Annotated in this window: 12 protein-coding genes; 1 reads left to right on the top strand and 11 read right to left on the bottom strand. The window is 61.3% G+C overall.

Going from position 1 to position 12,205, the window contains the following annotated elements:
• Positions 1-209: 209 nt before the first annotated feature.
• From QSV77_RS20070 to QSV77_RS20115, 10 genes are all read right to left on the bottom strand, one after another.
• Entirely contained in the window at positions 210-1,256 is a 1,047-nt protein-coding gene (locus QSV77_RS20070; protein ID WP_302734825.1) for a LacI family DNA-binding transcriptional regulator, read from the bottom strand.
• Between the two features lie 206 nt (positions 1,257-1,462).
• Positions 1,463-2,248: a TIM barrel protein gene (locus tag QSV77_RS20075; protein WP_302734826.1), complete on the bottom strand. Its 786-nt coding sequence runs from the start codon at positions 2,246-2,248 to the stop codon at positions 1,463-1,465.
• A gap of 8 nt (positions 2,249-2,256) precedes the next feature.
• On the bottom strand, positions 2,257-3,267 hold the full coding sequence (locus QSV77_RS20080) for a Gfo/Idh/MocA family protein (protein ID WP_302734827.1): 1,011 nt from the start codon (positions 3,265-3,267) through the stop codon (positions 2,257-2,259).
• A gap of 10 nt (positions 3,268-3,277) precedes the next feature.
• The gene (locus QSV77_RS20085; protein WP_080819044.1) at positions 3,278-4,174 is read right to left on the bottom strand and encodes a sugar phosphate isomerase/epimerase family protein; all 897 of its coding nucleotides are present in this window, start codon (positions 4,172-4,174) and stop codon (positions 3,278-3,280) included.
• Between the two features lie 45 nt (positions 4,175-4,219).
• On the bottom strand, positions 4,220-5,128 hold the full coding sequence (locus QSV77_RS20090) for a substrate-binding domain-containing protein (RefSeq protein WP_302735282.1): 909 nt from the start codon (positions 5,126-5,128) through the stop codon (positions 4,220-4,222).
• A 168-nt stretch (positions 5,129-5,296) separates the two neighbouring features.
• Complete coding sequence (locus QSV77_RS20095; RefSeq protein WP_110760023.1) at positions 5,297-6,238, bottom strand: sugar ABC transporter substrate-binding protein; 942 nt, start codon at positions 6,236-6,238, stop codon at positions 5,297-5,299.
• 282 nt (positions 6,239-6,520) lie between these two features.
• The gene (locus tag QSV77_RS20100) at positions 6,521-7,549 is read right to left on the bottom strand and encodes a LacI family DNA-binding transcriptional regulator (protein ID WP_302734828.1); all 1,029 of its coding nucleotides are present in this window, start codon (positions 7,547-7,549) and stop codon (positions 6,521-6,523) included.
• 175 nt (positions 7,550-7,724) lie between these two features.
• The gene (gene pcaF / locus QSV77_RS20105) at positions 7,725-8,930 is read right to left on the bottom strand and encodes a 3-oxoadipyl-CoA thiolase (protein WP_302734829.1); all 1,206 of its coding nucleotides are present in this window, start codon (positions 8,928-8,930) and stop codon (positions 7,725-7,727) included.
• 10 nt (positions 8,931-8,940) lie between these two features.
• The gene (locus QSV77_RS20110; RefSeq protein WP_269699883.1) at positions 8,941-9,636 is read right to left on the bottom strand and encodes a CoA transferase subunit B; all 696 of its coding nucleotides are present in this window, start codon (positions 9,634-9,636) and stop codon (positions 8,941-8,943) included.
• Entirely contained in the window at positions 9,633-10,340 is a 708-nt protein-coding gene (locus QSV77_RS20115; protein WP_110759985.1) for a 3-oxoacid CoA-transferase subunit A, read from the bottom strand. The genes QSV77_RS20110 and QSV77_RS20115 overlap by 4 nt, the downstream gene beginning before the upstream one ends.
• 139 nt (positions 10,341-10,479) lie before the next feature.
• Between QSV77_RS20115 and QSV77_RS20120 the strand changes: the two genes are divergently transcribed.
• Positions 10,480-11,241: an IclR family transcriptional regulator gene (locus tag QSV77_RS20120; RefSeq protein ID WP_302734830.1), complete on the top strand. Its 762-nt coding sequence runs from the start codon at positions 10,480-10,482 to the stop codon at positions 11,239-11,241.
• Here QSV77_RS20120 and QSV77_RS20125 read toward each other — a convergent pair.
• Complete coding sequence (locus QSV77_RS20125; RefSeq protein WP_302734831.1) at positions 11,211-12,140, bottom strand: helix-turn-helix domain-containing protein; 930 nt, start codon at positions 12,138-12,140, stop codon at positions 11,211-11,213. The two genes, QSV77_RS20120 and QSV77_RS20125, sit on opposite strands and share 31 nt — an antisense overlap.
• Positions 12,141-12,205 lie beyond the last annotated feature (65 nt).

A 12,205-nucleotide genomic window follows, 5' to 3' on the forward strand; every position in this document is an offset into this window, starting at 1 on the left:
TGAAACCGCAGCCCCGTTGGCAACTCGGATGACGCAGGCCCATCCCCTCCGTCATACCGGCCTTGAGCCGGTATCCAGCCGACGCGCGTCTGCGCGGCGAAAGGAGTCTTTTCAGCCCAAGGACTTGGGCTGGCTGGATTCCGGCTCAAGGCCGGAATGACGGATGACCGCCCCAAAGCATATGGCCACCAGAAAGAGCCGCCACCGCCCTACTTGGGTGGCGCCGCGATGCTGCCCCTTAAAACCAGCCGACAACCAAGTTCCAGCCGATGCGCCGGCCTGGTCGGATCGGCCGCCACAAGCCGCTGCTCCAGTAACGAAAGGGCGGCACCGCCTAACCGGTCTGCGGGCAATTGTATGGTGCTGAGCGGCGGCGCGCTGAAGGCAGCCGGCATGATATCGTCAAAACCCAGCACCGAGACATCGTCGGGAACCCGGATACCGGCTTCCGTCAGCGCCTTCAGGCAGCCGAGCGCCAGATTGTCAGCGGCACAGAAGATCGCCGTCGCGTTTCTAAGCGGGCATGTCTCGGCCAGCAGGCGGCGGATTGCGGCCTCACCCCATTCCGGCTCGTAGCTTTCCACCTCCATGACCATATCGGCCGGAACCGTCAGTCCCGCCGCCAGAAAGGCGTCGCTATAGCCATCATACCGGCGGCGGATCGTCGTGCGGCCCTTCCAGGTGATATGCAGGATATTGCGATGTCCGAGCGACAGCAGATGCTCGATACCGAGCCGCGCGCCAAAACGGTTTTCGGCCGTCACCGTATCAACGATCATGGCCGGGTCTTCGCCATTGATCAGCACCACCGGCCTGCCAAGCGCGGACAGCGCCTCGACCAGTTGCGACCTGTCATCATTCAAGACCACAATGCCATCGACATTGTCGGCATCGGCAGCCTCCGCGACGGAAACGGGATCGAGCCGGCTCGTCGTGCTGACAAAGGGAACGATGCGAATGCCACGCTTCTCGCATTCGCGCCGGAAGCCGTTCAGCATCGTCCAGCTGACCATGTTGAGATCGCTCTGCGGCGCGGCGTCATTGGTCATGGCGAGCAACACAACACGCAGGGTGGCGATGGTCGCCTTCTGCCGGCGGTTTTCAAGGTAACCAAGCGTGCGAGCCGCCTCCAGCACCCGCTCGCGAACCTGTGCGGTCAAGGGCGCGGTGCCGTTGAGGGCATGCGAAGCGGTACTCAGCGAAACATTCGCCTCCCGCGCCACGTCCTTAAGCGTCGTTTTCCTGTCTATTTTCATAAAGGGGAAATTCAACCACTCTTCTTCGGACGGTGCGGGCAGAAAGCCTGCCTCACGCAGTCGATCTGAAGAATACCCTTGCCCGTTTGCTGCTCTCTAATCTGCGGAAGACTACAGCATCATCCGTAAATGCGGAATTGATTTCTTTGGGTTTTTAATCCCCCGCAAGAAACGCCGCCCGCGGCGAACCACGGGCGGCAAGGCGGTCAGAGCGCCTGGGAGATATGGTCGATGCTGCTCTTTACGGCAGCGGCGGGGTCTTTCAGGTCGTGCACTTCCGTCGCGAAGGGTTCGAAGCTGTAAGGTCCCTTGTAACCGGCCGCCTCGAGCGTCCTGATCTGGGCGACATTCTCCAGCCGGTCGCCGCCATCCACCAGAACGCGGTGGGCGTCGAGCATGTCGGCGACAGAGACGGCGGGATCGATCACCCCGGAAATGTGGACCAGTCCCGTTCGCTCCGGGAAGAACTCGGTCTCGCCTGCGAGATGGTGGTGGAAGGTGTCGTGCACCAACCTGTAGACATCGCCGCCACCGGCCGCGTCGATGGCCTTGATGGCCTCGGCCTTGGTGCGCAGCGAGGAGACCGGGAAGCCGAGTGGCTCGACAAGGCCCGTCAGCCCGCGTTCCTCGAGGATCGGTTTCATGGCCTTCAGCGCCGTGACGAGATTATCAAAAGACACCGCCGTGCCGTCATTGAGCGGGCACATGACCAGCGCCTTCGCGCCGCTTGCCGCCGCATAATCGGCCATCACGACGGCCCGCGCAGGCAGGTCGCCCGACCAGACGTTGAAGGGGTAAAGCGCATTGATCGAGATGATCGTCACGCCTGCCTTTTCGGCCGCCGCTTTTACCTCGGCCGGATTCACCGTGCCGACGATGTCTGGCAGGTCGTTGCGGATTTCGACTTCGGTGAGGCCGAGTTCGCGGGCTGTCGCGAAGAACGCCTCAAGGGAAAGCTTCGGCGCGGTGATGTGGTTGATGGCAAAACGCATGAAAGACCTCACTGATAAAGGGCGGGACGGGTGGGAAGTTCGATTGCGACGGCCGCCCCGTCCTTCTCCTGCGCGGCCACGCAGGCGTCAGAGGTGATAGCGGCCACGTACCCGTCCCAGGAGTTCGGTCCGGACGCCGTGCCCTTTGCCGCCGCGTGGATGAAATCCTGCAGTTCGACATCGTAGCTGGCGATGAAGCGATCCTTCCAGTCGGTGAGGATATCGTTCTGCAGCTTGGCACCGAGGCGGGTCTGCACCGACATCGGCTCCGGCAGGCTGGCAATGCCGTCTTCGCCCACCACCTGGCACTGGATATCATAGCCGTAGTGGCAATTGACGAAGATTTCGACGTCGATGATCGTGCCCTTGGCGGTTTCCAGAATGACGATCTGCGGGTCCCTCAGCTTGGCATGGCTGCGGGCGGCGGAGCGGGGAAAGAGGACGCGGGCCGAAACATAGTCATCGTCAAGCAACCAGCGCAGCACGTCGATCTCATGAATCATCGTGTCATGGATCGCCATGGGCGTGACATATTGCTCCGGAACCGTCGGGTTGCGATGGGCGGCATGCACCATGATCGGCGCGCCGATCCTGTTAGCCACGGCCTTTTTCAGCGCCACGTAACCGGCGTCGTAACGGCGCATGAAGCCCACCTGAACCAGCCGTTTGCCATGCGCCACCTCGGCGTCGACGATGCGTCTTGCGCCTTCGGCCGTTGTCGCCAGCGGCTTTTCGCAGAAGCACGGCTTGCCGGCGGCAATGGCCGCCAGCACATATTGCTCATGGGTTGCGCCCCATGAGGTGACGAGCACGGCATCCACGTCCGGCGATGCGATCAGCTCTTCGCCGGTGGCGAACACGACGGCATCCGGGGCGATGTCGTTTTTGACCGCCTCGGCCGAGGCGCGGTTGACGTCGCTCAGCGCAACGATCTTCGCGCCCCCCAGAACCTTGTTGATACGGCGGGCATGATCACGCCCGATTGCGCCGGTGCCGACGACACCAATTCTGACAGTCATCTGAAAAACCTCATTTCCAGTATTTGGCGACGTATCGCCGGGTTTCGCTGAGCATGAACCGCGCGCTTTCATCGACGCGGTCTTCCCAGGCAAAGACGCAGTTCGACAGCACGCCATCGAATTTCATGTCGGCAAGCGTCGCAAAGAAGGTTTCCCAGTCGATCTCGCCCTGGCCGAAATCGGTGTGCTGATGCACCCTCACCTTCGAGCCGGGGGGATTGACGATGTAACGCAGCTGCGACGACTTGTTGTGGTCATAGGTGTCGGCAAGGCGCACATGCACCAGATGGCCCTCGGTCGCGCGCAGGTTCGCCACCATGTCCGGCCCGTAAAAGAACGTGTGCGGCGCGATGAAGGATGCCTTTACCGCCTTGGAATTGATGGTCTTGATGATGTCGATGGCCGGGGCGATTTCCTCGATCCAGTCTTCGGGATGCGCCTCAAGCGACAGCACCAGCCCTTCCCGCTCGAGGATCGGCACCAGAATATCCATGGCGCGGAAGAATTGCGCCTCGCAGGTTTCCGGGCGGTGCAGGCCGGAACGGTCGTTAAGGCTGCGCTCCGGCGAGCCGCCACGGCCGAATTCCGAAACGAACATCGGGCATTCCATCTCGACGGCAATCTCGATGGCGCGTTTCCAATTGTCGATCGCCACCTCCCATTCGTCCGGGTAAGGGCTTGCCCAGCGATACATCGGCTGCAGCGTGGCGAGGCCGACACCATGGTCCTTCAACGCCTTTTTGAATTCGGCGACCCGTTCGGGATAGACCTTGGGCCGTGTCCACCACGAGAGAAAATCCGGACGCGGCGAAAGTTCGACGTAATCATAGCCGAGTTCGGCAACCTTGCGGCAGGTCTCGGCCAGCGAAAGGTGTCGGAACATGTGGGGGTCGAGCGTATGTTTCATGGCTGTTTCCAGTGTAGTGATAAACGAACGGGGCCGAAGCCCCGTCTATTTCGCGTAGGCGGACATGTTTTCCGGGGTGACGAGTTCAAACGGCACCCAGAGCGTCTTCTCGGTACCTTGCCCGGCAGCGGCCTTCACCGCCGTCTGGACGGAGACCTCGCCCTGCTTCGTCGCATTCTGGTAAACGGTGATGTCGAGATCGCCGGCCTGCATGGCGGCAAGACCGTCCGGCGTGGCGTCGATGCCGGCAATGACGACATCCTTCATGGAAACGCCCGCTGCCTTGAGGGCCTGCGCGGCGCCGATCGCCATTTCATCATTATTGGCGATGACGGCATCGAACTGGATGCCCGCCGTCAGCCAGGAGGAGACAAGGTCCTGCGCCTGCGTGCGGCTCCAGTTCGCTGTCTGCTTTTCGAGGATTTCGATCTTGCATTCCGGTTTGGAAAACACCGTTTCGACATCCTTGGTGCGCACCAGCGCCGCGTGATTTTCCAATGGTCCCATCAGGATGACGGCCTTGCCCTTGCCGCCCATCAGCTTGCAGGCGGCTTCAGCTTCCATGGTGCCGGAATCGAGTTCGTTGGAACCGACAAAGGCCGTTCCGTCAGGCAGGCCGGTTTCCAACTCGGCCGGCGGATGGTTGACATAGACAAGCGGAATTTTGGCGGCTGATGCGGCCTTGGTGATTGCGGCAGTGGCGTCGCCATCCACGGCATTGACGATGATAGCGTCGACACCATTGGCGATGAAATTCTGCACCTGATTGAGCTGTTTCGACGGATCAAGCTGGGCATCCTCAACCAGAAGCTCGATATTTTTATCGCGCCCGGCCTCGGCCCTGATGCCGTTGAGCAGGATCGTCAGAAACGGATTGTCGAAAGACGTCATGGACACCGCGATACGGGTCTCGGCAAGGGCCGGTGTCGCGAAAATGCAGAGTGCCGTCGACATCAATAGTTTCTTCAAGGTTTCCTCCCACGGAAATCGCTGCTGGTTGCTTCATGTCGTGTCGCCGGAGCCGGCCATCCTGCCGGCTCCGGCGCGTTCGGCCTGCCCGGCGGCACTCCCCGGGAGCGGAGAAGCCGCCTGGGCAAGGCCATGGCTCATTTCTTGGATGGCTCAGTTCTTGGCCTGATAGTTCTTGAGGTTGTCAGGCGTGACGAGTTCGAAGGGTACGAAGACCTTCTTGTCCACCGCATCGCCCTTGGCGAGTTTCAGCGCCGCATCCAGCGCACCCTTGCCCTGGCCAGCGGCGTTCTGGAAAACGCTCACATCCAGATCGCCCGCCGCCATGGCGGCAAGCGCGTCCTGCGTGGCATCGATGCCGGCGATGATGACGCTGTCCATCGACCGGCCTGCCGCCTTCAGCGACTGGATGGCGCCAATGGCCATCTCGTCATTGTTGGAAATGACGGCATCGAATTCAACGCCGGCTGAAAGCCAGTTGGTCATCAGGTCCGAGCCCTGCGTGCGCGACCAGTTGGCGGATTGCTCCTCGACAAGCTTGATGAAGCTGCATTCGGGCGTGGCGACGACATCCTTGATATCTTGCGTGCGCATGCGGGCGGCCTGGTTGGAAAGCTCGCCCATCATCACCACCGCCTTGGCTTCCGTCTTGCCCGCTTCCTTCAAAAGCCGGCAGACTTCCTGCGTCTGCAGGGTGCCCGATTGTTTTTCATCGGAGGCGACAAAGGCCTGTTTGTCCGGCAGGCTGTCGAGATTGACCGGCTGGCGGTTGACGTAAACGAGCGGAATGCCGGCGGCGGCAGCGGCCTGCGAAAGTGCTACGGTCGCGTCCGTATCGACAGGATTGACGATGATGGCATCGACGCCGGCAGCGACGAAGTTCTGCACCTGGCTCAGCTGCTTGCCGACATCGTTCTGCGCATCCTCGACCTGCAGCGAAACGCCGCTCATGCCCTTGGAATAATCGATCATGCCGTTGCGCAGCACGGTCAGGAAATTATCGTCGAACAGGGCCATCGAAACGCCGACGGTCTGCGCCGAAGCGCCCGTTGCCAGCATCGTGGCGAAAGCTGCAATTGCGAAATGTCTTTTCATGTCGTTCTCCTCCAAACCCCTTTGAAAAGAACCGGTCGAGCCGGCCTGAGCGCATCGCGCCGCCACCGCCTTCCGGCAAAAGCTGGCCTTCGCCGCGAAGAAAAACCCGCAGCGTCAAACAGCCTTGAAATAATCTAATGTCGTGTGGGTCCGGCCTCCTGCCCGTTCCACCGGCGGCCAAGATTTCCTAGTCCGGCCCCGGCGTCAACGCGTCAGAGACCGCCGAAACCATCAAGCCTGATAGAAACGGGCATCGGATTTATGATGGAATCCATCAAACCATCAAAGGCTCTCAGGAACCCACAGATGTGCAGGCACAAAACGCTGTCCCGGCGTTTCCGCCATGCCGTGTTCGATGGTGTGAACCATCGTGGCCAGAAGGTCGGTGCATAGCTCGCGTAACGGTGTCTGGAAAACGCCGCTGATGCGCCTTTCCAGCAGCGCCTGACGGGATTCGGGCGTCAGTTCATTCACGAGGCAGACGATGTTTTCCTGCCGGTTTTCCTGCTGCAGCGCCTCGATCACCCCTTCCATGCCACCGCCGATGCAATAGATGCCGACGAGATCGCGGTGCTTGGCGATGGTGTCCATGACAAGCTCATAGGTCAGGCGACGCGTTTCCAGCGTGATGAGGGCATCCATCACCTCAAATTCCGGCGCATATTCCCGCATGTAGCTGCGAAAGCCGGTTTCGCGCAGCGAATGGCCGTGGAAACGGTGCCCGCCCAGCAGCAGAAGTACCTTGCCCTTGCTGCGCGCCAGCTGCGAGATCATCCAGGCCGCCGTGCGCCCCACCTTCATGTTGTTGGCGCCGAGATAGGCCTCCCGCACGCCTTGAGCAAAATCAGACAGCAGCGAAAAGGTCGGTATACCCTTGGCTTTCAACCCCTCGACAGCGGCCGTGACATCGTGATGGTCCGGCCCCGTGGCGGCAACCGCCTGCGCACGGCCCTTCATGCCGGTCAGCAGCGCCGCAAGCTCGCCCGGCTCGCCCGACTGGGCGAATTCGATGCGCAGATTGAGATGACGATCCCGGACGTTACGCGCCGCAAGCTCCAGCTCGTCGGCGAAGGTCTGGTAAAAGGCATGCCGTTCCTTGCGCAGGATGATGCCGAGACTATAGGACGGCATATCGGCCAGCATGCGCTGGCGAATGATGTTGGTGGCATGAAAGCCGACCTTCTCCGCCGCCTCAAACACCCGCCGCGCGGTCTCCTCCCGCACCGGCAGGCGGCCGTTCAGCACCCGGTCGACGGTGGCGACGCTGACGCCGGCGGCTTTTGCGACATCGGTGATGGTTGGACGCTTCATGTTGGCTCCCGCAGGCGGAAAGATTCCCGTCATATCTCGCAAAACATGTCACGGATGATGATGGAATCCAACATGGTGAAGGGATATGGTGGCGAGCGTCATGGGAAAAATGCTGAGGCTGCGTCTTATCACGACAGCACTCGCCTGTATCCCCATACCGAAGCCGTTTGTCCCGTCAGACCCGCTCCAGCGCCACGGCAATACCCTGCCCGACGCCGATGCACATGGTGGCGAGCGCAAGCCGCTTGCCGGTCAGCGAAAGTTCGAGCGCCGCCGTGCCGGCAATGCGCGCACCGGACATGCCGAGCGGATGACCAAGCGCAATCGCGCCACCATTGGCATTTACCCGCGCATCGTCATCGGCAATACCAAGCTGGCGCAACGTCGCAAGGCCCTGACTGGCAAAGGCCTCGTTGAGTTCGATCACGTCAAGCTGTTCCTGCTTCAACCCGAGCCGCGCCAGGAGCTTGGCCGAGGCCGGGGCCGGGCCGATGCCCATGACGCGCGGCGGCACGCCGGCGGCGGCACCGCCGAGAATGCGGGCAATCGGCGTCAGACCGTATTTCTTCGCCGCTTCCGCTGAAGCGATGATGAGCGCGGCGGCACCATCATTGACACCAGACGCATTACCCGCCGTCACCGTCGCGCCATCGCGCCTGTTGACCGGCTTCAGCTTCGCCAGCGCCTCAAGACTGGTCGCACGCGGATGTTCGTCTCTAGAGACAACAAGCGGATCGCCCTTGCGCTGCGGGATCGTCACCGAGACGATTTCCTTGTCGAGACGGCCATTGGCCTGCGCATCCGCCGCCTTCTGCTGGCTGCGCACAGCAAAGCCGTCCTGATCCTCGCGCGAGACCTGATAATCGACCGCAACATTGTCACCCGTTTCCGGCATGGAATCGACGCCATATTGCGCCTTCATCAGCGGGTTGACGAAACGCCAGCCGATGGTGGTGTCATAGATTTCGGCATTGCGCGAAAAGGCGCTCTCCGCCTTGGGCAGAACGAAGGGCGCGCGGCTCATGCTTTCCACGCCGCCGGCGATCATCAATTCGGCCTCACCGGATTTGACGGCGCGAGCGGCTGCAATGATGGCATCCATGCCGGAGCCGCACAGCCGGTTCATCGTCGTTCCGGTCACGGAAACCGGCAGACCGGCAAGCAGCAGCGACATGCGCGCCACATTGCGGTTGTCCTCACCCGCCTGATTGGCGCAGCCGAAGATCACATCTTCGACGGCTTCCCAGTCAACGGACGGGTTGCGCTCGACAAGCGCCTTCAGCGGCACCGCGCCGAGATCATCGGCCCGCACCGGGGACAACGCGCCGCCGAAGCGGCCGATGGGGGTGCGGATATAATCGCAGATGAATGCGTCGGTCATCGGTTTTTCCTTAAAGTTCCGGGGCGACGAGATCGGCGACCTCGCCGTCGACATGAAGCGGCGCACCGGTCATGGCCTGCAATTCATCGAACGTCATCGCCGGCAGTTTCTCGCGCAGCACGAAACGGCCATCCACCACGTCGATGACGGCATGGCTGGTATAGATGCGGGTGATGCAGCCAACGCCGGTCAGTGGGAAAGCGCATTTTTCAACGAGCTTCGGTTCGCCGTTCTTGGTCACATGTTCGGTGATGACGAAGACCTGCTTGGCGCCATGCACCAGATCCATGGCGCCGCCGACCGCCGGCACGCCCTTGGAGCCAACGCGCCAATTGGCGAGATCGCCATTCTGCGCCACCTGATAGGCCCCGAGGATCGCCACATCCAGATGCCCGCCGCGCACCATGGCAAAGCTGTCGGCATGGTGGAAAAAGGCGGCACCGGGTTTCAGCGTCACGGCCTTCTTGCCGGCATTGATGAGGTTCCAGTCCTCTTCACCTTCCGGCGGCGCTTCGCCAAAATTGAGAATACCGTTTTCGGTATGGAAAATCGCCTGACGGCCGGGTGGCTGGTAGCGCGCCACCATTTCGGGAAAGCCGATGCCGAGATTAACGTAAGCACCGTCTTCGATGTCCTGCGCCGCGCGCCACGCGATCTGGGCGTTGGAAAGCTTGATGTCTTCACGGGTGTCGATGGTCTGGGTCATGCGTAGGCTACTCCCGCACGAATGAGGACTTCTTCCTGTTGCGGATCGGGAATTTCCACGACGCCGTTCACGAAAATGCCTGGCGTCACGACATGCTCCGGGTCGATCTCGCCGGCGGCGACGATCTTCGAGACCTGCGCGATAGTGGTCTTCGCGGCCATGCACATCAGCGGGTTAAAATTGCGCCCCGCCTTGTTGTAGGTGAGGTTGCCATAGGTATCGCCAAGCTCGGCCTTGACGATGGCGAAATCCGCCTTCAGCCAGCGTTCCTGAACGTAAGAGCGGCCGTCGAATTCCGCGATAACCTTGCCTTCAGCCAGTTCCGTGCCGAAACCGGTCGGGGTGTAGAAGGCCGGAATGCCCGCACCGCCGGCGCGGATGCGCTCGGCAAGCGTGCCCTGCGGCACCAGTTCCAGCTCAATTTCACCGGCCAGATACCGGTCTGTAAAGGCACGCGGATCGGAAGAGCGCGGGAAGGAGCAAATCATCTTCCTGACCATGCCGGCATCGATCATCGCGGCGATGCCGATGCGGCCGTTGCCGGCATTGTTGTTGATGACGGTCAGGTTCTTTGGTCCTCTGTCGATCAGCGCGTGGATCAGCTCGATGGGCGCACCGGAGCCGCCGAAACCGCCGATCATGATCGTCGCACCGTCACCGATGCCGGAAAGCGCCTCTTCCGCGCTCTTGATTGTCTTGTCCATTCTCAAAACCTCCATCCAGCCAGGCGGATGGAACCGGCAAGGCTGCGTGGCCATGAGGTAAGGCCGAAATCGCCTCGACGGCAAGGATTTTGTGCGTTATATGATTTTTGTTCGTATATCGCACAAATGGAGCTTGGGCATGGCTGTCAGCGAAAGAGACATGATGGGCGGTCTCGCCAAGGGATTGCGGGTGATCGAGGCTTTCAGCGCCGAGCGCCCGCGCCTGTCCATCTCCGACGCCGCCGAGATCGCCGGGCTGGACCGCGCCACCACACGCCGCTGTCTGCTGACCCTTTCGGAGCTTGGTTATGCCGCCTATGACGGCAAGTTCTTCACCGTCACGCCGAAAGTGCTGCGGCTTGGCACCGGCTGTCTGGCCACCATGCCGCTGCCGAAGATCGTCCAGCCGCTCATCGACCGTCTTTCGGAAGAGATCGGCCAGAGCACGTCGGTTTCGATCCTGGACGAGACGGAAATCGTTTATGTCGCCCGCGCCGCGCAACAGCGGGTCATGTCGATTGCGCTGATGCCGGGTTCGCGTCTGCCCGCCTATTGCACCTCCATGGGTCGCGTTCTGCTTTCCGCACAAACACCCGAGCGGCAACGCGACATTCTCGGAGCTTCGCGGCTGGTTGCCCGCACGGAAAACACGATCACCGACATGCAAGCCCTGCTTGCCGAAATCGAGGTGACCGGCCATCGCGGTTATGCGCTGATCGATCAGGAAGTGGAGATTGGTCTTCGCTCCATCGCCGTGCCGCTGAAAACCATGCGTGGCCAGACGGTTGCCGCGCTCAATGTCGGGCTCGCCGCTTCAGTCGCCTCGATGGAGGAACTGGTGGAGCGTTATCTGCCGGCGCTTCTTTCCGTTCAGCGGGAACTGGCGCGAATGCTGGCCTGAGACTGAGGCGGTGTCAGCCGCCCGCCCATATCACCCATTTTGCGCTGCTCCTCCAGCCGCCAGGCGCGCGGCGTCATACCGGTCTCCCGCCTGAAGAAGCGGTTGAAATAAGCGGGATCGGCAAAACCAAGCCCTTCGGCGATCATCTGCACGCTGGAAACCGTGAAGATCAGTTCCTGCTGTGCGATCTCGATCTGCCGCCGAGCGATCAGCCGCTGCAGGCTGAGGCCGGAGACCGAACGGACGAGTCGGTTGAGATGGGTTTCTGAAAAGCCGAGTTTCTTCGCGTAAAACCCGGCTTTTCGCGGCTCGCGGATATGGCGGGCAATCAGCGACAGCAACCGTTCGAAACGTTGCTCGGCAAGGCCCTCGCCGCTGGTTTCCAGAAGCGGTCGCGCCGCCCGTGAAAGAAACGCAACCACGGTGGCGAGCTGGCCTTCGATCATCGCATCGCGACCGATCTCGCGCGCCTCATATTCCGCGGAAATCCGTTCAAAACCGCTGCGCAGATAGTCTTTCTCGGCAAAATCCCGCAAGGGCAAAAGCACCGGCTGCTGGAAATTTCGCAACAACAACGCCTGCACCGATGCCGGCAGCGACCCCGGCAGCATGGTGACGATCACCCCGCCAATATCGCGTGAGAAGCGGAAGCCATGTTCGAAACCCGGCGGTACGATGATGGCGACCGGCGGGCGGATAGGTTCGATGCGGCCATCCAGCAATGCATCGCCCTCGCCGCCAAAAATGTACAAGATTTGCAGAAAGGCGACATGACGGTGCAGGCCGATTTCAAAGCGGTGCAGGCTGCTTCGTGAAAAAAGCGTCTCGCAATGGAAGCGAAAATCGGTGCCTTGCAAGGCCTCTTCGCCATAAAGCCCTTCATTGGCAGTCGCCCGCATCTCACCCCACTCCTCCGCCTGATGGTCGGATTGTGCAATTTACGGACCGGAAAGTCCATTGAGCT

This window comes from Agrobacterium sp. V1, from assembly GCF_030518355.1.
Taxonomy (GTDB): domain Bacteria; phylum Pseudomonadota; class Alphaproteobacteria; order Rhizobiales; family Rhizobiaceae; genus Agrobacterium; species Agrobacterium cucumeris.